We start from the raw sequence: 22,103 nt of genomic DNA on the forward strand, positions 1-22,103 counted from the left end.
TCAGTGCCCGTAGAACATCTGGGCGTTGCCCGGCTGGTAGCCGGTCTTGCCTTGCAAGAAGCGGCGGCGCTGTTCGGCGGCTTGGGCCGCGGCGGTCGCGTCCTCGGCGGCCTTCAGGTCCTGTGCCCGGGCCTGCGAAGCCAGGAGCGCGGTCAGGTCGCTGAGTTGCTGGGCCTGAAGGGCCAGAAGTTGGTTGCCGGCCTGGGTGGCGGCGAGCGCACCGTCGGACCCCTGGCTGGCCGTGACCAGGGTCGAGACCTGGGCCTGGTAGGTGGTGGCGTTGCCCAGCACGGTCGCTTGGGTGCGCATGGCATCCTGCAGGCCCGCGACCGTATTGCGCCAGCGGCTCTGGGCATCGGTCACGAGCGAGGCATCGGACGCGCTCATCGACACGCTGCCGTAGAGCGACTGGAAAGCGTGGTCGATTTGGCCGACATCGTAGGCTATGTTCTGGGCCTGCTGGATCAGGGCGCGGGTCTGGTTGACGGTCTGCTGAATCTGGCTGAGGACAGACACGGGCAGGCTGGTCAGATTGCGTGCCTGGTTGATCAGGGACTGGGCCTCATGCTGCAGGGAGGTGATCTGGTTGTTGATCTGCTGGAGGGCACGCGCGGCCTGGAGCACATTCTGCGCATAGTTGGTCGGGTCGAAGACGGCGATCTGCGCTCGGGCGGAAGCTGCCGCCAAGGCGGCGCCGGCCACGGCCCCGAGCAGGAAACGAAGGGTCGAACGGCGGCTAGACAAGGTCATGGGACTGTCCTTCTTCGGGTGCGGAAACGAGGTCGGCGGCCCAGGCAACACCTTTGTGGCCAAGCCAGGCGGCGAGAAAGGCTTCCGGTTTTTCGGAATCGAACAGGCGATCGATCGCCGCCTGGTCCTGGGGCGACGAGGTCGCGCACAGCGCCAGGGCCATCTGTCCCAGGCCCAGTTCGAACATGCGGTTGCCGCGCGGAGATTGCAGGTAATAGTCGCGCTTCGGCATGGCACGGGCGATCAACTGGACCTGCCGGCTGTTGAGCCCGAAACGCTGGTAGATGTCGGCGATCTGTGGTTCCAGCGCATTGGCATTGGGCAGGAAGAGGCGCGAGGGGCAGCTCTCGATCAGCGCCGTGGCGATGGCGCTGGCGCCAATATCGGCCAGGCTCTGGGTGGCGAAGATGACACTGGCATTGTGCTTTCGCAGGGTCTTCAGCCAGCGTTTCAGTTGCTGGGCGAAACCCTGGTCATCCAGGGCCAGCCAGCCTTCATCGATCAGGATTAGGGTCGGACGTCCGTCGAGCTCGCCTTCGATACGGTGGAAGAGGTAGGACAGGACGGCGGGCGCGGCCGAGGTGCCGACCAGGCCTTGTGTCTCGAACACGCTGACATCAGACAGGGCGATGGTTTCGCTCTCGGAGTCGAGCAGCGCGCTGTGGGCGCCGCCGGCGCAGTAGGGTTGCAGGGCCTGCTTCAGGGCAAGCGACTGCAACATCACGCACAGGCCGGTCAGGGTGCGCTCATTGGGCGGGGCCGAGGCGAGCGCCGCCAAGGCCGACCAAACATGTTCGCGGACGGCGGGCGTGGCCGCGACGCCTTCGTGAACCAGGATCGTTTCGATCCATTCCGCCGCCCAGGTCCGTTCGGTGGGGTCGTCTATGTTCCGCAGCGGCTGAAGATGCACGAGGTCGCGGTTCCCATCGCCGAGGTCGTGCCAGTCGCCGGACATGGCGAGGCAGGCGGCGCGTAGCGAGCGGCCGAAGTCGAACGCCAGGACACGGGCGCCGGCATAGCGGCGGAACTGGAGGGCGAGGAGGGCCAGCAGCACGGACTTGCCGGCACCTGTCGGGCCGACGATGAGGGTATGGCCGACATCGCCGACATGAAGCGAGAGGCGAAACGGGGTCGTGCCTTCGGTCTTGGCCAGCAGGAGGGGCGGCCCGTCGAGATGGCGGTTGCGATCGGGGCCCGCCCAGACGGCGGAGGCCGGCATCATGTGGGCGAGGTTGAGAGTCGAGATCGGTGGCCGGCGGACATTGGCGTAGAACTGGCCCGGCAGGGTGCCCAGCCAGGCATCGACGGCGTTCAGGCTTTCGGTGATGCAGGTGAAATCCCGCGACTGGATGATTTTCTCGCACAGGCGCAGCTTGTCGTCGGCGACGGCTGCGTCTTCGTCCCAGACGACGATCGCGGCGGTGACCCAGGCGTAGCCGGCATAGTCGGCGCCGAGTTCCTGCAGGGCGGCATCGGCGTCGGCGGCCTTGTTGGCGGCGTCGTTGTCGACCAGGACAGATTGTTCGTTGGTCATGACCTCCTTGAGGATGGCGCCCAGCGACTTGCGCTTGGCGAACCATTGACGCCGGATCTTGCCCAGGACGCCCTGGGCGCGGGTCTTGTCCATCAGGAGCGCACGCGTGGACCAGCGGTAGGCGAAGCCGAGGCGGTTCAGGTCGTCCAGGATTCCCGGAATCGTGGCGGCCGGAAAGGCGCTGATCGACAGCACCCGCAGGTGCGCCCTGCCCAGCATGGGCGCGAGCCCTCCGGTCAGCGGCTGGTCGGCCAGCAGGGCATCGAGGTGCATCGGCGTATGGGGCACGGCCACCCTATGGCGACGGGTCGACACCGTCGAGTGCAGGTAGGTCAGGGTCTCGGGGTCGTCGAGCCAGCGGCAGTCCGGCATGAAGCCTTCGAATTGGTTCAGGATGCGATCGGACTGGTCGCGAAAGGTGTCGACCAGGTCCCAGGCCTGGCGGGCGTTCGTTCCGGTGCCTTCGAACAACCAGTTTTCGGAAGCGGTGGTGGTGTCCTCCGGCGGCAGGTAGGCGAAGGTCAGGTAATAGGCGGATTCGAAATGGGCGCCTTCCGCCTCGAAGTCGGCCCGGCGCTCGGCCTCGACCAGGGCGGAGGCCAGATCGGTGAAGGTTGAGACGGGATAGGATTGGGCGGGCAGGCGCTGGGCTTCGATGAAGACCGTCCAGCGTTCGCCGAGCCGGCGGAAGGCGCTGGAGAGGCGCTGGCTGATGGCGGACAGTTCGGAGGGGACGGAACTGTCGAGGTCGGGACCGCGGAACTTCGCGGTTCTCTGAAATGCGCCATCCTTGTTGAGGACGATGCCGGGGGCGATCAGTGCGGCCCAGGGCAGGTAGTCCGACAGGATGGCCGCGTGGCGGCGATATTCGGCAAGGTTCATCATGGCGGACCTCAGGCGTCGAAATGAGAAGGCAGGCGGAGGTGGCGGCGCGCCACGTCGATGAAGTCGGGATCGTGGCGCGCCGCCCAGACGGCGAGGGCATGGCCGATGAGCCCGATCACCAGGCCCGCCACCCACAGGCGCAGTCCCAGGCCTAACGCCGCCGCCAGTGTCCCGTTCACGATGGCAACGGCTCGGGGGGCGCCGGCCATCAGAATGGGTTGGGTCAAGGCGCGGTGGACGGGGGCGGCGTAGTCGGGTGGCAGGTCGGCGCCGGGCTCGAGGTCGAAGGCCATCTAGAGGAGCGCCCCGCCGCCGAACGAAAAGAAGGTCAAGAAAAAGGACGAGGCGGCAAACGCGATCGACAGGCCGAAGACGATCTGGATCAGGCGCTTGAAGCCGCCGGACGTGTCGCCGAAGGCCAGGGTCAGGCCCGTGACGATGATGATGATCACGGCGATGATCTTGGCTACCGGCCCTTCGATCGAGGACAGGATGGACTGAAGCGGCGTCTCCCAGGGCATGCCCGAACCGGAGGCCAGGGCCGGCGAGGCGCTGAGGCCGGCCAGGACGGCCAGGGCGAGGAGCGGAATAGTGCGCAGGCGCGAGCGTAGGGTCATGAAGGGTTCCTTTCTGGAATCGGCAGTCAGTTGAGGGTGAAGGGCATGAGCTGGTACTGGCCATCGGCGGCGAGGCCGGCGACCCGCATCAACTCGGCGACGCGGCGGTTGGCGCCGCGGCCGTGGAGCACCACGATCAGGTCGATGGTGTCGGCGATCAGGGGACGCGGCACGGTGACGACGGCTTCCTGGATCAGTTGCTCCAGGCGCAGGAGAGCGCCGATCGCCGAACCGGCGTGCAGGGTGCCGACACCGCCGGGATGGCCGGTGCCCCAGGCCTTAAGCAGGTCGATCGCTTCGGCGCCGCGCACTTCGCCCACCAATATGCGGTCGGGCCGCAGGCGCAGGGCGGAACGCACGAGGTCGGAGAGGGTGGCCACGCCATCCTTGGTACGCAGGGCCACGACATTGGGCGCGGCGCATTGCAGTTCGCGGGTGTCTTCGAGGATCACCACGCGGTCCTCGCTGCGGGCGACTTCCGCGAGCAGGGCGTTGGTCAGGGTGGTCTTGCCCGACGAGGTCGCGCCGGCGACGATGATGTTGAGGCGCCTTGCGACGGCCTGGCGCAGGGCGGCGGCCTCAAACTCGGTCATGATGCTGGCGGTGACATAGTCGTCGAGCGAGAAGACCATCGACGCTGGCTTGCGGATCGAGAAGGACGGCCCCTCCACCAGCGGCGGCAAGAGGCCTTCGAAGCGCTCGCCGGTTTCCGGCAATTCGGCGGACAGGCGGGGCGAGGTCGCGTGGGCTTCGCTGCCGACGTGATGGGCGACCAGGCGGATGATACGCTCGCCGTCTTCGGCGGCCAGGCGTTCGCCGGTGTCGGCAAGGCCTGAACTCAGGCGGTCGACCCAGATGCGGCCATCGGGATTGAGCATGACCTCGACGACGCTGTCATCGGCGAGAAGGCCCGATATATGGCCGCCGAAGGCGCTTCGCAGCATCCGCGTATAGCGTTCGATGGCAGGATTTGGCTGTGCGTGAAGCGACATAGCGGCCCCGTGAAGTCATGCGAAACTCATGGGGTCTATTAAGAAAGCCAAGATTTTCCCTGTGGCAACAAGGGATTAAGCTTAGCGTACAGCGTCGTAGAAATAGAAATAATTGGGTAGCCTAAGGCCGAGCCGAGGCGGCAGGCCAAGCCGGCGGTGAGCGGGATCAGACTGGCTATTTGCTCGATTTGGCTGTGACTTTCCTGGGCTTCGCCTTTCCGGTAGCCTTAGTGGACGGTCTCGGTTTCGGGGCGATCGGCATTTGGGCTTGCTGGACGAAGTAGCTCCCGCCCGATTGCCGCGCATGATAGTCGTACTTGTTCCCCCATTGGATCAGCGAATCCACATCGACAGCATTCGGGAGCAAAGTTTCATAGACCAATTCCAGAAATTGCGAATTGCGGTGAGAGAAGTAGTATTTGGCCGCAAGCACCTGTTTCTGGCGGCGTTTCAAGGCCTCTATGAGGGCGGGTAACAGGGTCGCGAGGATCGGCTTTGCCGTATGACAGACTATGCCGTCCCAGTCCTGCGCCGTCGACTTGTCTTCCCAATATGCAAACCGCATCCAGTTGACCTGATCGTCCTTGTCTTTCCAGAGGGCGTTGCCCGTCCCCCACAGGAGGATTCGGCAGGCTTCCAAAAGATCGTGGAACGAAGTCCGGTCGATCTCCGTCCCCGCGTCATACTGATAGGCGTCCCCCAACATTGCCAGGAAATCCTTCATCCGCCGCAATGCCAAGGTATGGGCGTAGACATGATCGGCCATATTGGGGGCGAGAGAAGACAGGATTGTGGTGGCCTTCACCTTGGCATCGTTACTTTTCGCGGCCGGCATAAATTCGATGGACTTGGACGAGTCCGTGCCGTCGATCTTTGCCGCGGCCTGCCAGAACAACTCCCAGGTGATGTATATCGTCTCCGATTCCAGATCGACGGCGTAGGCGATGACATTGGTTCGGAAACTGAGTTCGCACCAGTAGCGCAGGGTCGACTGCTTGACTCCGCCAACGGATGGCGTGTCGTCTTTGCGTAGACGCAGGTTCTCGGCGGATTTGACCTGTATCTTGACCCCACGCGCCGTAACCCGGTCGTTACTGACGAGTTCCAGTTCGAAATCGATGCCGTAGTCATTTCCCGTGAGGTTTCTGAAAATGCCGAGATCCCGAAGCTTGTAAAGCAGGATGGCATAGGAATGGGCCTCGGATTTTTGTTGTCGGGTCCGTTTGGGAAGATCCATTTATGCCACCAGTCATACGGCAAGTCGGAGGAGGAGGGAGCCTGGCTTCATGCATACCCTATCCTGCCGGGGGATTGGGGGTAAACACGAGGTCGGCCAGGAATGTCGCGAAAGGCCGTATGTCCTGAGCCACGCTGGCCGATTCGAGCGCGGCCATGTAGCCGGCTCTCTCCTGGACGGGAATGACCAGCCAGGGATAACCGGCCGCGGCCAGCATTACGTTCATGAGGAAGCGCCCCGTGCGGCCGTTTCCGTCTATGTAGGGGTGGATGTAGACATAGACGAAATGCCCAAGGACGACGCGCACGGCGGGTTCGGCTTCCTCGGCCAGTAGCTCGAAGAAGATCGACATGGCGTCGGGTACGGCTTCCGACTTCAATGGGACGTGCATGGATCCCCTGATATAGACGGGGCTTGTGCGGTAACCGGCCAGGCTTTCCGGCTTGATCAGGCCGGCCGCCACGCTCGGCTGGAAGAGTTGCTGGTACCAGATGCCGTGGTCGTCATTGGCGACATCACCGGGATTTTCGCCGGCCAGAACCCGGCGCAACGAAGCTTTCACGGCTTGAAAGGCTTGCCAATAGCCTCGTGCCGCCAAGGCGTTACGCTCGTTCCGCGCCACCTCATCGTCCTGTGGGTTCCAGGCGCCCGAGCGCACGCGTTCTATCAGTTCGGCGCTGACCTGGTAGCCTTCGATCGACAGCGAGTGATAGGCGTCGCTGACATACGTGTCCTCGACCTGCTTCATATAGGCTTCGATATCGAGTCGCGGCGACGCTGGGGCGGGCATCGCGCCGATGATGGCGGTGCGGAGGGTCTGCCACATCAATCGTATGCGCTGGACATAGGGAGACGGTTCGCGGCGGTAGGGAATCCGGCCGACCGTGTCGGTGAAGGGGTCGGTTTCGGTTACGACGTGGTCGGCGGCTGCCATGCCGGTGACGATAGCCGATGCTTCGCGCGCGCGGCCGATATTGGTGAAGGCGCCGGCCAGCCGGCCGGCCGCGCGGGTGTGGCCGCCGTTTAGCAGCCGTGCAAGAAGCGCCTGGGCGTTCGGCTGCATGGATAGCAGGGTTCTGGCCTCGACCGGGTGTTGGCGGAAAAAGTCGGGCGAGGCGGCAACCAGCGCGGCTTCGACGTTATACAAGGTTAAGCCGTTTAGAACGGTACGGTCCTCTTCGGGGGGCAATCGCGTGTTGCTCTCGAAGAGGGACGTCCCGTGAAGCAGGTTCGTAGGCTGATTGTTCGCTTGTGTTGCCCGCACTAGGAGTTGGCGCGGTACCGCCGTGTTGCCTGCCAAAAGGACAAGGGATTGCTCTGGTGTCAGACACCAGTCGGCGCCAAAGCGATCATTGAGATAGTCGCGGCAGAAATCCCAGAATGAGGTGTACCAGGCTGTGGTCTCCCCCTTTGCGCCGGGTTGTGAAGGGATGTACCACCCCTTCATGACTTCTTCGATATAGCCGTTCTTAAGAAGGCGCTCGCGCACAGCACGCGTTAGCTCGGAGCTCCGGATGGCCTTCTTTCCTGCCATCTGGAGCGCCCGCAATTCAGAAAGCGCGTCGGCCAGTTTCTCGTTCGGGGGAGGCATTTGCGCGGCAAACCTTCGATTCGGATTTTAGTTTTCCATGTCTATCATATTTTAGTTTATTATGCCTGTCACATTTTAGTTTATTATGCCTGTCACATTTTAGTTTATTGTGCGTTTCAAATTTTAGTTTTTCGTGCCTATCGAATTTTAATTTATTATGCGCATCCGCATTCCTATTGTGAAACCGCTTATCTTGAAGCCTTGAAAAATCGGCTCCAGATATACCCTCGGTATATCCGCGAGCCAAAATTCAAGGTGAACAGCCGCTCAAGCGCCGGACAAGGAAGACTCGGCGCCGCCCCTTTCCAATCGAGACACGGTCCTGGTATCGGCCGCCAGCCGCTGCCCCAGGGTTTCCATGAACTGGTCGTAGCGTTCGGTCGCCGACGCCCGCGCGGCGGCCGCGACCTGCTCGGGGAGGGGCGGGTTGGCGCCCAGCCATAGCCAGACATAGACCATGAAGGCCTCGACCGAGATGTTGCTGTCCCGTGCAAGGCGTTCGAGCTGGCGTTCGATACGCCCAAGCCGCCGGGCGGTCCCCGCTTCCTTCTGCTCCGGGTCGACGAAGGCGGCCACGGCGGCTTCCGCCATGATCGACATGGGCTGTCGTCGCGAGCCGGCATAGGCGCAAAGCTGGTCGTAGGTCCTGGGGTCGAGATAGACCGTCATACGTATTTTCTTCATCGCGTCCTCACAGGTCGATGCCGTCGTTGGGGTCGAGGCTTGCCTGCCGCGCGCTTTGCTGTTGCGCGCGTTGCAGGCCCTGGAGGCGCTTGACACGGTCTTCCAGTTCGCTGCTTGCCGGTCCGAAATCGAGGGGAAGGGTTTCCGGCGCCTTCGGTTTGGGCGGCGGGGCCAGTTCGGGCACCTTTCGCCGTTCCGGGGCGGCGACGGACGCGGCATCGGGGCGCACTGCCACCGGCGCGGCGACCGGCGTCTCCGGTTCGACCGCCACACGATTCGACCATTCGTCCTGGCGCTGGGGCGGCAATCTCATCGTGGCCGGCGGGGGAAGGACGCGCTCCATGAAGCGCTTGTCTGTGTAGTACCGAGCCTTCTTCGCGCGGATGGGCGGGATGCCGGCAACCATGACGATCTCGTCCGCGGGCGGGAGTTGCATGACCTCGCCTGGCGTCAGGAGAGGGCGGGGTGTTTCGGAGCGCGACACCATGACGTGGCCGAGCCAGGGGCTGAGCCGATGGCCGGCATAGTTCTTCATGGCCCGCAATTCGGTCGCGGTGCCGAGCGCATCGGAAACTCGCTTGGCCGTGCGTTCATCGTTGGTGGCGAAGGACACGCGGACATGGCAGTTGTCGAGGATCGAATTGTTGCTGCCATAGGCCTTTTCGATCTGATTCAGGCTCTGGGCGATCAGGAACGCCTTGATGCCGTAGCCGGCCATGAAGGCCAGCGCACTTTCGAAGAAGTCTAGCCTCCCCAATGCTGGAAACTCATCGAGCATGAGCAGGAGGCGATGTCGCTTCGGCGCGACCAGGTCCTCGGTCAGGCGGCGGCCAATCTGGTTGAGCATGAGGCGGATGAGCGGCTTGGTGCGGCTGATATCGGAGGGCGGCACGACGAGGAAAAGGGAGACCGGCGCCTTGCCGTCGACCAGGTCGGCGATGCGCCAGTCGCAGCGGTTCGTGACGGCGGCGACGACCGGATCGCGGTAGAGGCCGAGGAACGACATCGCCGTGCTGAGCACGCCCGACCGCTCGTTCTCGGATTTGTTCAGCAATTCGCGCGCGGCCGAGGCGATGACGGGGTGCGGGCCGGCCTCGCCGAGGTGCGGTGTCGTCATCATGGCGGCCATGGTGGCTGACAGAGAGCGCCTGGGGTCCGACAGGAAGTTGGCCACCCCGGCCAGGGTCTTGTCGCCCTCGGCATAGAGGACGTGCAGGATGGCGCCGACCAGCAGGCTGTGGCTGGTCTTTTCCCAATGGGAGCGCCGTTCCAGGCTGCCTTCGGGATCGACGAGGACGTCGGCGACGTTCTGGACATCGCGGACCTCCCGTTCGCCCTGGCGGATTTCGAGGAGGGGATTGTAGGCGGCGGACTTGATGTCGGTGGGGTCGAAGCGCAGCACCTTCCCGTGGCGGCCGCGGAAGCCGGCGGTCAGGTGCCAGTTTTCGCCCTTGATGTCGTGGACGATGCAACTGCCCGGCCAGGTCAGCAAGGTGGGCACGACCAGGCCAACACCCTTGCCGCTCCGCGTCGGCGCGAAACAGAGCACGTGCTCCGGGCCGTCGTGGCGCAGGTAGTCGTCGCCGTATTTTCCCAGCATGACGCCGTCCTGGCCGAGGAGTCCCGCCTCACGTATGGCTTCGGGACTGGCCCATTCTGCGGACCCGAAGGTATGGGTGGCCTTGGTTTCCTGCGCCCGCCAGACGGATGCGACGATGGCTACGGCGATGGCCAACACCCCGCCGCTGGCGGCGATATAGGCGCCCTCCATGAAGACCGCAGGCGCATAGGCATCGAAATGATACCACCATAGGAAAAAGCAGTAGGGTCGATGGATGGCGATGCCCAAAAGGTGGAACCAGGGCCGCCCGAGTTCCGGCTGGAAGGCCAGCCGCCAGGCGGTCCATTCCGTCGCAGCCCATATCGCCGTCAGCGCCGTCAGCAGGACGAGCAGGATCTGGCCCCATAATATCTTGGTCGCGGACATGGCTTTCCCCTTCGTCGGTTCCAGCTTTGTCGTTGCGTGCGCGGATGCAAGGGGGGCGAGCCATCCGTCGCAGAAATGAAAGGTTTGGCGTAGAAATAGAAAGGCGAGAATTCAGTGCTTGGTGCCGGACGGCTTCGGCGGCTTGCCGGCGGTTCGCTTGTAAAGCCGCCGCTGCATTGCGACATAGTCGTCCTGGCAATGGGCGATGCACGTGGCGATCCGATCGGCGAAGGGATCGAGGCCTTCACCCATGCATTCCTTCGCCAGGGTTTCGAGCGCCTTTATGACCCGTTCGGCCTTGGACAGTTGTTCGAACGCGGACTCGTCTTCAGGCGACATGCCTTCTCGTCTCCGTCGAACTGAGCAGGCCGAGCGGGCTATCCATTCCCGTCGCCCGGCAGGCGTTGCGATACTGGTCGAAGGTCGCGGCGATGGAGGCGGCCTGTATCTTCGCGTGGTCCCCGATCGCATGCGGCGCGCCCAAGCGGTCGAGAGCGACGCCGTTCCGCTCGAACACGGATCGCAGAATCAAGGTGGGCATAAGGCCGATGATGCGCGCCATGCCGAAATGCAGCGCGCATTCGAGATAGCCGACCGAGATGTGACGCAGGATGTGGGCCCGCTTGTCGGCGGGAAGCCGGCTATCGATACAGAAGCGGGTGCCTTCCCAGGTATCGGCGGCGGTGAAGATCGTCGGGTCGTCGACGAGGTAAGCGAAATGGTCTTGTAACATGCAACCGAGGTGGACAGGTGTTAGGCGGCTACAGCCCTGGACCTGCTTTCCATCTTCAGAATAGACGAGATAGAGGGAGGCCAGGGTGTCGTATTCGTCGAACTCCATTCCGTCGAAGACCTTCACCGAGTAGCTTTGCCGCTCGATGAATTCCTGGTGGCGCAGGCGGTGATGCCCGAAGAAGAGGTCGGCCGACGTCGAGATGGATTTGTATGAAATGATCGAAAGCATAAAACCCTCCAAAAGTGAAGGGTTTAGGTGATCATAGGTTGAATTGAGTCGAAATCACCCGCTCGGGTTAGGCAGGTCGATTATACCGTGACGTGCGGCCTTTACGAAGGCCTGTACCCGATTGTTGACGCCGAGACGCCTGAAGATTTTCCGGAAATGGGTGTTGACGGTGTTTTCGGTGATGTCGAGGTCCGCCGCGACCTCCTTGTCGGACTGGCCCCGGAAGGACAGGTTGATGATGTCGAGTTCGCGCGGGGTCAGGTCGATCGGGCGCAGCGCCATGGGGCGGGGGCCGTTTACGAGGTCGCTGAGACGCCAGTAGAACAGGTTGGAGATCGACCAGAGGAGTTCGAGGTTGCGGCAATGCTCGGTGGTCGGCGTTAGGGTGGCCAGGGCCACGCCTCCGTGTCGCGAACGCGACCCGACGAAGGGCAGGCCGATCCCGTTGTAAAGGCCGCCTTCGACTGCCATTTCCATGAGGTTGATCTGGAGGGGGGTAAGATCGAAACGGTGCTTGAGGTCCGACCAGAAAAACGCGCCTACATCGCCTCGTGCCGACAACACCACGGGATCGAAGCGCATGCAGTCGCGCGCCATGTAGTAATGTGTCCAGTCTTCGGGGTAGGTCGATACCCATGCGAACTTCAGGATTTCGCTGGGAAGGTCGTAGTCGCGTAGCAACGAGATGTTGACGAAGGCGAAGCCCAGTTTCCCGAAGCTTTCGATCAGGAGCGCGGCGAGCGCTTCCTTGGTTGTGATGTTGCGACTCGTCTCGGCAAACTCCGCCAAGACGCGGGCGGCAAAGGTCTCTAGCATGCGGCACCTCTCTTCGGACATACGGGCGCGCCGTGGCTACCGGCGCGCCGATCTGCGCGAAGTCCGCGCAAATTCAGATAGGTGCCCGGCGCTCGGTCACGTCCGGACGAGCTTGCCAGCTTGGCTGGCATTGGCCATGGCACGGGCGAGGCCGAGGAACTGCTTGCGGACCGCGGCATCTTCGATCTGCGGAAACACAATGGCCAGTTCCTGGCCGTCGCTGGATTTCAGGAAGGCCGAGACATTGGCCTCGATCTCGTCGTTGAATGCCTGGAATTCGAGTTGGTCGATCTCGGCGAAGAAATAGGCCACCGGCACCTTCATCACGCGGGCGATTTCGAACAGGGCGGACGCCGTGATTCGAGACTGGGCCGTCTCGTACTTCTGGATCTGCTGCGGCGTCACGTCGAGCGCATCGGCGAGGACGCTCTGAAGGAATCCGAGCTGCCGGCGCCTGCGCCGTATGACCTGACCGACGTGCACATCCACGTCTTCAGGGGTCTTATTTTCGTCCGTCATCTGCGCTCTCCCTTGATCTTTCCCGGCTGAAACCATGGGCTGGTGTGCTTGTGCTTAGCGGCAGCATGTAACATCTGGTTTAGTAGTCAATACTGAGTCGCATTCTGGTTGTTTGTCAAAATAAAATAATTTAGGTTGTCCTGCAAAGGAGAACTAGAATTTGAGTGGAGTGGGGGTGATCCGCAGACTGCTGGGCCTTATGGGCGCCCCCCGCTTGAAGTGCGGCGGGGCGATCGGGGTCTGCCTCGCCTTGGAAGGCATCGGCATCGTCCTGGCGATCCTTGGTCCCTATGCCTTGAAGGTGCTGGTGGATCACCTCGGCAGGGGGGACACATCGACGCCCGCGCTGCTGGCCTATGCCGGCCTGTTCGTCGTCGCCTGGACCGCCACGACGATCCTGGGACCCGTGCGCAATGCCTATTCCTCGAAGATCAACACGCGCCTGGTGCGGGAACTGTCCGTAGGCGCGCTGGCCGGAAATCTTGGCGAGGGCCTCTGGCGCAAGACCGACAGCGGGCGCGTCCAGGGCCTCCTGGAACGGTTGCCCTACAGCCTGGCCATCGTCGTCGACGGGCTGATCTGGCGAACGGCGCCCCTTGCCGTCCAGTTGGTGTTCAGCCTCGCGGTCATCGTGCAGATCATGTCCTGGACCTATGTGGCCGGGTTCGCTGGGCTGGCCATCGGTTTTGTCGCCGTCTCCTGGCTCGGCATATCGCGGCAGATCGCCGTCTCGCGTGCCTACAACGAACGGCTTGCCGCGTCGGGCGAATTGCTCGGGGACATCCTGAAGAATGCGCGCCGCGTCGTCGCCAACGGTGCGACCGGCTACGAACTCGCCGGGGTCGGCGCCAGTTTTGACGGCCGGGAGCGCTCCGAGGCGTCCATGAATGGATCGCTCATCCGCCAGAGTGCCCTTCAGTGGCTGGTCATGGCGACGGCGTTGTTCGCCATCATGATCATGGCCGGCCTCGATGTCCTGCACGGCCGTATCACCGCCGGCGACTTCGTTCTCGTCCAGGCCTATGCCATCCGGTTGATCATGCCCCTGTCTACCGTCGCCTTTGTCTTGAGCCAAAGCGCTGGCGCACTCGCTGCCGTCGGCGACATCCTGGACATGCAGGGCACGCCGCCGAAAGCGCTTGCGAGCGACCCGACGGATCGAAGGCCCGCCTCTATTCGACTGGAAGGCGTTTCGTTTTCCTATGGACGCGGCCTTGCCGGGGTGTCCGACATCACGCTGGAGTTCCCGGCGGCCTCCTTCACCGCCATTGTCGGCGCCAACGGGTCGGGAAAGTCGACATTGGCGCAACTGATCGCCGGCCTTCTGACGCCAGATGACGGAAGCATATGGATCGGAACCCGGACGCTAGCAGAGGCGCAGGCGGAAAGTGGCCTGGCGAAAAAGGTTCTCTACGTGCCGCAAAGAACATCCCTGTTCAACCGCGATCTCCGCGCGAACCTCCTGTACCCGCCCTGCGACCATGACGAGGCCGCGGCGCTCGACATCCTGAGGTCGTGGGGCTTTCAGGACGGGGGCCGACCCATTGATCCCGGCCTGAAGGTGGGGGAGGGCGGAAGCGCGCTGTCGGGCGGCCAGGCGCAGAAACTGGAACTTGCCCGCCTGTTGGGCGTCAGGAAGCCCTGCCTGGTACTTGACGAGAGCACATCCGCACTCGACCCCCAGAGCGAGACCCGCGTCATCGTCGATCTGCGCCGCGGCCTTGGAATAGGCACCACTTTAATATTGGTCACGCACCGCTTGGCAGTAGCCCAAGATGCCGATCAGGTAGTTTGGATGCAGGATGGACACGTCGCCGGTGTAGGCGGGCACCATGAGCTAATGGCACATCCCGAGTATAAGTTGTTGTGGGCAGTTCGGGAATCGGACGCAACTTCTGCCCTATGGCACGGAGATCATCATGGCGGGCGAGGGTTCGGAGTTGAACGCTCAGAACCTGGCACCTCGCATTGAGACACCGAGGATTTACCTGGCTGCAGAGGCTTACAGAGGACCGGACGGTCGCCGGTTGAAAGATGTTTTCGGGAGTTGGACGATGACGCTGGACGAATTTCAGGGACGGGTGTCGGAATGAGCATAATAACGACATGGTGCTCGTGCTGGATGTAACCCGGTGGGGTCGGTTCCAGGACGCTGACGAGAGTGCTTACTACGAATATCTTTGCCGTCGCGCCGGCATAGACGTCCAATATGTCGCCGAGCAGTTCGAAAACGATGGCAGCCCTGTCTCGACTATCGTGAAAGGCGTGAAGCGGGCGATGGCCGGCGAATACAGCCGCGAGCTTTCCGGGAAGGTGTTTGCAGGGCAGTGTCGCCTGATCGAACTGGGGTTTCGCCAGGGTGGGCCAGCCGGCTACGGACTGAGGCGAATCCTGCTCGATGAAAACCGGCAGGAGAAATCGGTCCTGAAGCGCGGCGAACATAAGTCGCTCCAGACAGATCGCGTCATCCTGGCGGCGGGGCCGGAGGAAGAGGTCGAGACCGTCCGGTGGATCTACCAGGCTTTCACCGAAGACGGCCTGCGGGAATCGGAGATCGCCGTGCGCCTGAATAACCGCGGCATAAAAACGGACCTTGGCCGGGATTGGACCAGGGGCACGATCCACACGATCCTGACGAACGAAAAGTACATCGGCAACAATGTCTTCAATCGCCGTTCCTACAAGCTCAAGAAGCGGCGGGTCGAGAACGAGCCGGAGATGTGGGTGCGCGCCGATGGCGTGTTCCAAGCGATCATCGAGCCGAGGTACTTTTATACGGCACAAGGCATCATCCGGGAACGGAACCGCAGGTTCAGCGACGACGAGATGCTGACCCGGCTCAAAGCTCTGCACAGCCGCGAAGGGTGGCTCTCGGGTACGGTACCGCGGCGATCGCCAAGAAGACCGGGCTTAATCCCGGTTACGTCAGTGAAATCCTGAATCTTATGGAGAAGGGAGAAGAGCGCTTGCTGAATGCCGTCGAGACGGGTGCCCTTCCGATGTATCTGGCGGTCCGGATCGCCGAAAGCCCCGAAGAAGAGCAGAAGGCATTGCAGGAAGCCTATGAGACGAAGGCCCTGCGCGGCAACCGGCTCCTTGCAGCGCAGAAACTGATGGAACGCCGCCGTCGCCGCGGAAAGTCGTTGTCGGGGAAGGATCGCGTACCGCGGGAGGGCCGGAGGCACCTGACCGGCTCCGATGTCGTGAAGGCTTTCGAGCGCGAGACCGAGCGCAAGAAACAGCTTATTCGCAAGGCGAATGCCGTCGGTGACAGGCTGGTGTTCATTACGCAGGCCCTGCGGCAACTCCTCGCCGACGAGCATTTCCACACGTTGTTGCGGGCGGAGGGGCTCCAGACCCTACCGAAGGGGCTAGCCGAGCGGGTGAACGATCGGGGCCGGCATGGCCGATAATGACGATGGATCGCGCGGCGGCATACGGTCCGGCTTCGAGGAGGCCCTTCTCACGATCCGGCTGGACCAGATCATCTTCCTGAAGGCGATCAATGCGGGGACCCGCAAGAGCACGAAATATCTCCAGATCCGCGCATCGATCGAGGAGGTGGGCATCATCGAGCCGCCGGCCGTGCACGAGGACCGGAACCTGAAAGGGAAATACATCCTGCTCGATGGCCACCTTAGGGTGGATATCCTAAAGGAACTACAGGTCGAGGAGGTGACGTGCCTGTTGTCACGCGACGACGAGCCGTTCACCTACAACAAGCATATCAATCGGATCGCCACCATCCAGGAGCATCACATGATCCTGAGGGCCATAGAGCGTGGGGTCTCGGAGGAGCGCCTGGCCTCCGCCCTCAATGTCGACCTGCGCAGTATCCACCAGAAGCGCGACCTGCTCTTGGGCATTTGCCCGGAGGCCGTGGAACTGCTCAAGGACAAGGTCATCGCGCCGAAGACATTCCGGCCGTTGAAGGCCATGAAGCCGGTGCGGCAGGTCGAAGTCGCGCGACTGATGAACGATTCCGGCGTCTACACCCACTCCTATGTCCTGGCGCTGCTGGCGGCGACGCCACAGGACCTATTGCTTCATCCGCAAAAGCCGAAGCGCATACGGGGGTTGGATTCCGACAAGATGGCCCGGATGGAGGCGGAGATGGAAGGGTTGCAAAAGGACTTCCAGTTGATCGAGGACAACTACGCCGTCGACGTCATGTCCCTGACCTTCGCCAAGGGTTACTTGGCTGCGCTTCTCGGCAACGCGCGTGTCGTGAAATACCTTGCCGGCAACCAGCCGGACATTTTGAAGGAGTTCGAGCGAATTACGGAAACAACGTCGCTCAACCAGCATATCCCGGAATTTTGATCGTTTTGTACGGTCGGGTGACTTCTCTATTTCGACCTCCGCCCCCGCGGCGCCGTCATTTCGGCGCTTGGATACCGTACCCCGCGGCTAAAGCGCCGAAGGAAAATCGAACGCGTGCCGCCCGGCACTTTGATGCGGCGGCAGAGTGGTGAGGAATTGGTCGAACTTGGACGTCGCTAAAAAAACGCTAGATCTTGACCCTGGCAGGCCGGAGGATTCAAGCACGCGAATATCGTGGGTGCGCGAAGTCGATGAATGGTTTGCTTCGCGGTTGTTTCCGTATGAACGCACGCTTGTGCGCATCGCTTATCGTATAACCGGCGATGAGGAACTTGCTCGGGAAATCGTTCATGAGGTTTATGCCGACATGTTCAAGGGCGAACGATGGCGGGCCATAGCCCGGCCGAAGGCTTACGCAGCTATAGCGGTAAGGCGCGCGGCCGTCAGGCTTTGCAGGCGGGCACTTGTCGTTCCGTTCAAATCGTTTGCCGACATGGATATGCTCGTGGGCCACGAGATCGAACCCGATCCGCATCAGATTCTGTTTGTGAAGGAGCAGCGGCGTATCGTCCTGGAGATTATCGATGCTCTGCCCCCACGGTGCCGGGAGGTGGTAAGATTGCGACGCTTTGGGGATAGGTCTCCGCAGTCTATCGCGGAACAGTTGGGCATCACGGTATCTGTGGTGGACAAGCATCTGGCGAGGGGAATGGCGATCATCGCCAGGAAGCTTTCTTGCCTCGACAGTAACGAATAATGCGCGACGCGGTTTTCAGTTGAGCGTCACCTCGGTTTTGCAGGTATAAGGACCCTGATAGGTTCAGAAACTGGCTTCCAGGATCGTTTCAGCGTGAACACCGACGACTTGCCGCCGCGAAAGCGGATCATCGACGAGGCTGCGACGTGGTACGCAGAACTGGACTCGGGCGTTGCCGATGTGCGCGAATTCGAGGTGTGGCGCGACTCGGACCCACGGCATGCCGTCGCCTTTGCTCAAATCGTGGGGACCGTTTCCCTGCTGGATAAGGTGAAGGACGGTCAGGATGGCGAACATGCTTCGTCATTTGTCAGCCAGCGAATGAACCGTTCGAAATAGTCGACGGACGGCCAGGCAAGACGGGATATGTGACCCTTGTGTCCCAAGGGGTTCTATTGCCATGATGTTTGAAGGCTGGGAGGTCCCAATTCTATCGGTTAATCAAATGTCCGAGCCTTTCTCGGCCTGCCTCGCTTCCGGGGCGGGTTGGCCGGCGCCTTCGTCGCCTTGGTCCGGGGTTTCGCCTCCGCCTGAGCTTCGACTCGGACTTTGGTCGGCTTGAATTTGGGCAGGTAGGGGGACTTTGGCTCCAGTGGCGCCGTGGCGACCCTGAGCCAGGGCCAGCCCTTATATTTGTCGCCTGACTGGCGGATGTGGGTGTAGCGCTTCAAACTCTGCCAGGACCGGTGGCCGCTGACGGTCGCGACGTGCGGGATGTTATCGCCGAGTTCGAAAAGCCTGGAAATCCCGTCATGCCGTAGGTCATGGAAGTGCAGGTCCTCGATCCCGAGAAACTGGCAGGCCCGGGTGAACGACGCACTGATGGCATCGGTGGTGTAGGGGAAGATGCGATCCTCGATCCGTGGCATGGACTTGATGATCTTCATCGCCTCCGGCGGGATATCGACCCAGACGTTGTTCCCGACCTTCTCGGTCGGGCTCTTCATATCCCGGATAAGTACCCGGCTGTGGTCCTCGTCCAAGTCCGGCCACCGGATTGAGACGATCTCCTCCTGGCGCCGCGTCGAAAAGACCGCGAAAGGCACGATCTTGGTCATCGGCAGCATTTCGACTTCCCGCTCCCGGGCTTGGTAGTGGGTGAGGATGATATTGAGTTCGGCCAGGGTCGGGCGGCGATCACGCTCCTTGCCCTTGCCTGTCAGTCCCAGCTTTTTGGCGACGAGATGACCATCCTTCATGACGGCCGGATCGAGCGGATATCTCCAGGCCGCGCGGGCGATGGCGAATACGGCGCCGAGGTGGGACAGGTAGTTTGCGACGGTTGCGGGCTGGCGGGTCCTGCCCAGGTCGGTAGCCAGACTGGTAATATCCGCGCTGCTGATCGCGCTGCAAAGCATGTCGGCGATCTCGTGCTCGTCTTTCAATGTGTTGAGGACCTGCTTCTTGGTCCGCCCCATCGCCTTCTTCGATTCGGCCATGTAGCGCTCAATGACGGAGCGTAGGGGTGGGTCATCCTGGCGCACCTCGTCCAGCGCTCGCGGGTTCAACAGAGCTTCTTCCGTCTTATCGATCCAGGCGCTGGCGGCGGCCTTGCGCTCGAAAGTGCGCGTTTCACGGTAGGCGATCCTGCCGTCTCGCTTTATAAGGACCTGAGCGTGGTAGGCGGTCGTCCCGTTTTTCCGTTTTCTTGGAACGATCGTTCCCATGTCGCCTCCCAGCGGTACAGCATGAGCTAAAAAAGTACAGCATTGCTGTACTTTTGGCAAGAAAATAGGCGAAAACGGTACAGCATGAGTGAAAATGGGTTCTGTTGATAAGTCTAAATATGATTGAAAAAGAAGAAAAAATCTCAAATAAAATGAGTTACAGGTTCAGCGTCGCGCCCATGATGGACTGGACCGACCGGCACTGCCGGGCGTTTCACCGCGCGCTGACGAAGCAGGCGCTGCTCTATACCGAAATGGTGACGTCAAAGGCCGTGATCCATGGCGACCGCGAACGGCTGCTGGGGTTTTCCGATGTCGAACATCCGGTGGCCTTGCAACTCGGCGGTTCGGAGCCCGGCGAACTGGAACAGTGCGCGAAGATCGCCGAAGACTGGGGTTATGACGAGGTCAACCTCAACTGCGGCTGTCCGTCCGACCGCGTGCAGTCGGGCAGCTTCGGCGCCTGCCTGATGCGCGAGCCGCAGCTGGTGGCCGATTGCATGCAGGCCATGGGCGAGGCGACCAACTTGCCGGTCACCGTCAAGTGCCGCATCGGCGTCGACGACCAGGAACCGCGTGACGCGTTGTTCGCCCTGGTCGAGGCCTGCGCCGGGGCGGGGGTGAAGACCTTTATCGTCCATGCGCGCAAGGCCTGGCTGAAAGGGTTGTCGCCCAAGGAAAACCGCGACGTTCCGCCGCTCGACTACGAACTGGTCTACGACCTCAAGCGCGCCCATCCGGAACTGACCATCGCCATCAATGGCGGCGTCGGCTCGCTCGACGAAGCCGAAGCGCATCTGGCGCACGTCGACGGCGTCATGCTGGGCCGCGCGGCCTATCATGAGCCGGGGCTGCTGGGGTCGGTCGACCGGCGGTTCTTCAGCGCCGGTCACGATGTCGGGCCATTCGAGGCGCTGTGCGCCTATCGTCCCTATGTCGAGGCGCGGCTGGATGAAGGCGTGCCGCTGGCGCACATGACGCGGCATATGCTGGGGCTGATGCACGGGCTGCCGGGCGCGCGCGCCTTCCGACGCATCCTGACGGTCGACTCGATCGGGGCAGGGGCGGGGCTCGAGGTCATCGATCGCGCGGAAGCGGCCGTGCGCGATGCCCAAGAGGTGGCACGGCTACGGCGTGAGGCGTTTGAAGCGGGACTGTCTGCCTAAGGGTGCAGGACCAGCGACGACGGCGTCGCTTCGATACGGCTCAGGCGTCCGAGATAGCTCATGCCCAGCAATGAGGTCGAAAGGCCGTCCTTGACGACCAGGGCGTCGACATTGCTGACTTCGCTGTGGCCGACGCCGATGGTGGTCAGGGTGACCAGGGCGGCCAGGGTCTGGCCGTTGGCCGTCAGGACCTTGTGATCGTAGACCAGGTTGCTGGCGTCGAAGCCCAGGCGGCGGGCATCTGCGGGCGTCAGCGTCACCTCCGTGGCGCCGGTATCGACAAGGAAACGCACGGCCTTTTCATTGACCAGGGCCGTCGCCCAGAAATGGCCGTCGCCGGATTTGGGAATGGCTGTCATGCGGGAATCGCTGCCGGCCGGGGTTTCCTGCGAAACGGCCATGACCACCGGAGCCGCGGAGGCCGAGTCGGCACCGCCATGCATACGGTCGTCGAGCGAGATCACGCCGAAGCCGGCAAGAACGGCCGTGAGGACGGCGCTGCCCATGACGAAGGCCGATTTCAGCATGCGGTCTGATCCCTTTTGGATGAACCGCGCGAGCGGTTCTCGCCCGCTTTTCGGGCCTGGGACGACCCTACCGCAACAGGGTTAGTTTCCGGTGAATCGGTGATTTCGAATCGGGAAATGGCAAAAATGGTTTGTCGAAAATGTGTTAACCAAAATTAATTTCAATAAAAACAATAGATTATAATGTGATCAAAAAATAATTTGATCCGGGTTCGGATTAGTTGTTGCGTTTTCGCGTAATTGGCGCATATTCAATTTCGACGCGACGACGACTGAGAGGGTGAGAACCCCTGGGAGTTAACGGCGCGTCTTCTAGTCCATGCTTGCAATTTTGGAAAAGGAGACGCATCCCATGCAAGACCAAGACAAAAAGGCCCACGCCTTCACTTCCTTCGCCCTGTTCGGCGGCCTGTTCGGCAGTCCGCGCGACACCGGCAAAGCCCCGCGCAACGTCAGTCGCCCGCAGGACTTCCGTCCGTTCGACCGTAAGTAGAAACCGAACGTCGAAAGGCTATCGCCAAATAAAAAGGCCCTCCGGTTCGTCCGGAGGGCCTTCTCTTTTCTTCCCTGAGTTCACAAGGCGGAGCGGACGCCCCGATAAGCTATGCGTACCAGGAGCGGCGCTCTTAGTTGGCAGCCAGCTTGACGCCGGCCTTGGCTTCCGCCGCCGCCATGTTCGGGCTCGCCTTGGTCACCTTGGAGGTGGCGCCGCCGCCGGAGGCGTCGAACTTGGCCGAGATTTCGACCCAGTACAGGCCGTCGGCCGCCAGGAAATTGTATTTGAAGTCGACATTGTATTTGCCGCCGGCAAATTCGCAGTTTTCGACGTTGACCATCTGCTTGCCGGTCACGGCGACGACCTTGGACACGGCGTCCTTGCCGATACCGGCGGCCAGCATACCTGCGGCCGATTGCTGATCGTCGGAGCACTCACCGGCGAAAGCCTGGCCGGCCACGAGGGCCATGGCGGCAACGATACCGCCGGCAATAAGGGTTTTCTTGATCATCCTGTAGTCTCCTTGATTTTCTTCAGGGTAGGCACAGAGTAACCGAAAGAGGATAAGGTTCCGTAAATCGGCGTTATAAT

Annotated in this window: 24 protein-coding genes; 8 read left to right on the forward strand and 16 right to left on the reverse strand. The window is 62.0% G+C overall.

From position 1 onward, the window contains the following. The 13 genes from trbJ to AB8717_RS02695 all read right to left on the reverse strand — a co-directional run bounded on the left by trbJ (position 1) and on the right by AB8717_RS02695 (position 12,576). The gene (gene trbJ / locus AB8717_RS02635) at positions 1-750 is read right to left on the reverse strand and encodes a P-type conjugative transfer protein TrbJ (protein WP_443749481.1); all 750 of its coding nucleotides are present in this window, start codon (positions 748-750) and stop codon (positions 1-3) included. Next, positions 737-3,169, reverse strand: a complete 2,433-nt coding sequence (trbE, locus tag AB8717_RS02640; protein WP_443749482.1) for a conjugal transfer protein TrbE — start codon at positions 3,167-3,169, stop codon at positions 737-739. Before trbE ends, trbJ begins: the two co-directional genes overlap by 14 nt. An 8-nt stretch (positions 3,170-3,177) precedes the next feature. Continuing rightward, the gene (locus AB8717_RS02645; RefSeq protein WP_443749483.1) at positions 3,178-3,462 is read right to left on the reverse strand and encodes a VirB3 family type IV secretion system protein; all 285 of its coding nucleotides are present in this window, start codon (positions 3,460-3,462) and stop codon (positions 3,178-3,180) included. Then, entirely contained in the window at positions 3,463-3,786 is a 324-nt protein-coding gene (locus AB8717_RS02650; RefSeq protein WP_443749484.1) for a TrbC/VirB2 family protein, read from the reverse strand. 26 nt (positions 3,787-3,812) lie between these two features. Further along, entirely contained in the window at positions 3,813-4,778 is a 966-nt protein-coding gene (trbB, locus tag AB8717_RS02655; RefSeq protein WP_443749485.1) for a P-type conjugative transfer ATPase TrbB, read from the reverse strand. 175 nt (positions 4,779-4,953) lie between these two features. Beyond that, a complete protein-coding gene (locus tag AB8717_RS02660) occupies positions 4,954-6,015 on the reverse strand; it encodes a DUF4365 domain-containing protein (RefSeq protein WP_443749486.1) in 1,062 nt (353 codons plus the stop codon). Positions 6,016-6,073: 58 nt separating this feature from the next. After that, complete coding sequence (locus AB8717_RS02665; RefSeq protein ID WP_443749487.1) at positions 6,074-7,162, reverse strand: Fic family protein; 1,089 nt, start codon at positions 7,160-7,162, stop codon at positions 6,074-6,076. Between the two features lie 711 nt (positions 7,163-7,873). After that, complete coding sequence (locus AB8717_RS02670; RefSeq protein ID WP_443749488.1) at positions 7,874-8,290, reverse strand: CopG family transcriptional regulator; 417 nt, start codon at positions 8,288-8,290, stop codon at positions 7,874-7,876. Between the two features lie 7 nt (positions 8,291-8,297). Continuing rightward, on the reverse strand, positions 8,298-10,277 hold the full coding sequence (locus tag AB8717_RS02675; protein WP_443749489.1) for a conjugal transfer protein TraG: 1,980 nt from the start codon (positions 10,275-10,277) through the stop codon (positions 8,298-8,300). Positions 10,278-10,388: 111 nt separating this feature from the next. After that, positions 10,389-10,616: a hypothetical protein gene (locus AB8717_RS02680; protein WP_443749490.1), complete on the reverse strand. Its 228-nt coding sequence runs from the start codon at positions 10,614-10,616 to the stop codon at positions 10,389-10,391. Next, on the reverse strand, positions 10,606-11,241 hold the full coding sequence (locus tag AB8717_RS02685; RefSeq protein WP_443749491.1) for an acyl-homoserine-lactone synthase: 636 nt from the start codon (positions 11,239-11,241) through the stop codon (positions 10,606-10,608). The genes AB8717_RS02680 and AB8717_RS02685 overlap by 11 nt, the downstream gene beginning before the upstream one ends. 54 nt (positions 11,242-11,295) lie before the next feature. After that, a complete protein-coding gene (locus AB8717_RS02690) occupies positions 11,296-12,057 on the reverse strand; it encodes an autoinducer binding domain-containing protein (RefSeq protein WP_443749492.1) in 762 nt (253 codons plus the stop codon). Positions 12,058-12,153: 96 nt separating this feature from the next. Further along, on the reverse strand, positions 12,154-12,576 hold the full coding sequence (locus AB8717_RS02695) for a helix-turn-helix domain-containing protein (RefSeq protein WP_443749493.1): 423 nt from the start codon (positions 12,574-12,576) through the stop codon (positions 12,154-12,156). Positions 12,577-12,751: 175 nt separating this feature from the next. Between AB8717_RS02695 and AB8717_RS02700 the strand changes: the two genes are divergently transcribed. The 6 genes from AB8717_RS02700 to AB8717_RS02725 all read left to right on the forward strand — a co-directional run bounded on the left by AB8717_RS02700 (position 12,752) and on the right by AB8717_RS02725 (position 17,995). Then, positions 12,752-14,548 carry an ABC transporter ATP-binding protein gene (locus tag AB8717_RS02700; RefSeq protein WP_443749494.1) on the forward strand — a complete coding sequence of 599 codons (1,797 nt, stop codon included), beginning with the start codon at positions 12,752-12,754 and terminating at the stop codon, positions 14,546-14,548. A gap of 134 nt (positions 14,549-14,682) precedes the next feature. Continuing rightward, positions 14,683-15,516 (forward strand): recombinase family protein, encoded by an 834-nt coding sequence (locus AB8717_RS02705; RefSeq protein WP_443749495.1) that lies wholly within the window; start codon positions 14,683-14,685, stop codon positions 15,514-15,516. After that, a complete protein-coding gene (locus AB8717_RS02710; protein ID WP_443749496.1) occupies positions 15,441-15,989 on the forward strand; it encodes a plasmid partitioning protein RepB C-terminal domain-containing protein in 549 nt (182 codons plus the stop codon). The genes AB8717_RS02705 and AB8717_RS02710 overlap by 76 nt, the downstream gene beginning before the upstream one ends. Beyond that, positions 15,979-16,899: a plasmid partitioning protein RepB C-terminal domain-containing protein gene (locus AB8717_RS02715; protein ID WP_443749497.1), complete on the forward strand. Its 921-nt coding sequence runs from the start codon at positions 15,979-15,981 to the stop codon at positions 16,897-16,899. The genes AB8717_RS02710 and AB8717_RS02715 overlap by 11 nt, the downstream gene beginning before the upstream one ends. Positions 16,900-17,137: 238 nt before the next feature. Continuing rightward, positions 17,138-17,656, forward strand: a complete 519-nt coding sequence (locus AB8717_RS02720) for an RNA polymerase sigma factor (RefSeq protein WP_443749498.1) — start codon at positions 17,138-17,140, stop codon at positions 17,654-17,656. A gap of 93 nt (positions 17,657-17,749) precedes the next feature. Further along, the gene (locus AB8717_RS02725; protein WP_443749499.1) at positions 17,750-17,995 is read left to right on the forward strand and encodes a FecR/PupR family sigma factor regulator; all 246 of its coding nucleotides are present in this window, start codon (positions 17,750-17,752) and stop codon (positions 17,993-17,995) included. Between the two features lie 98 nt (positions 17,996-18,093). Here the strand turns inward: AB8717_RS02725 and AB8717_RS02730 are convergent, their stop codons facing one another. Continuing rightward, complete coding sequence (locus tag AB8717_RS02730) at positions 18,094-19,323, reverse strand: site-specific integrase (RefSeq protein ID WP_443749500.1); 1,230 nt, start codon at positions 19,321-19,323, stop codon at positions 18,094-18,096. 152 nt (positions 19,324-19,475) lie between these two features. Here AB8717_RS02730 and dusA point away from each other — a divergent pair, with 152 nt between their 5' ends. After that, the gene (gene dusA, locus AB8717_RS02735; RefSeq protein WP_443749501.1) at positions 19,476-20,489 is read left to right on the forward strand and encodes a tRNA dihydrouridine(20/20a) synthase DusA; all 1,014 of its coding nucleotides are present in this window, start codon (positions 19,476-19,478) and stop codon (positions 20,487-20,489) included. On the opposite strand, the gene AB8717_RS02740 is transcribed toward dusA, so the two are convergent. Then, positions 20,486-21,016 carry a TIGR02281 family clan AA aspartic protease gene (locus tag AB8717_RS02740; protein ID WP_443749502.1) on the reverse strand — a complete coding sequence of 177 codons (531 nt, stop codon included), beginning with the start codon at positions 21,014-21,016 and terminating at the stop codon, positions 20,486-20,488. The two genes, dusA and AB8717_RS02740, sit on opposite strands and share 4 nt — an antisense overlap. Before the next feature lie 352 nt (positions 21,017-21,368). Here AB8717_RS02740 and AB8717_RS02745 point away from each other — a divergent pair, with 352 nt between their 5' ends. Then, positions 21,369-21,509: a hypothetical protein gene (locus AB8717_RS02745; RefSeq protein WP_443749503.1), complete on the forward strand. Its 141-nt coding sequence runs from the start codon at positions 21,369-21,371 to the stop codon at positions 21,507-21,509. A 133-nt stretch (positions 21,510-21,642) separates the two neighbouring features. On the opposite strand, the gene AB8717_RS02750 is transcribed toward AB8717_RS02745, so the two are convergent. Beyond that, the gene (locus AB8717_RS02750) at positions 21,643-22,023 is read right to left on the reverse strand and encodes a hypothetical protein (RefSeq protein ID WP_443749504.1); all 381 of its coding nucleotides are present in this window, start codon (positions 22,021-22,023) and stop codon (positions 21,643-21,645) included. Positions 22,024-22,103 lie beyond the last annotated feature (80 nt).

The sequence above is a fragment of the Asticcacaulis solisilvae genome (assembly GCF_052327315.1).
Taxonomy (GTDB): domain Bacteria; phylum Pseudomonadota; class Alphaproteobacteria; order Caulobacterales; family Caulobacteraceae; genus Asticcacaulis; species Asticcacaulis solisilvae_B.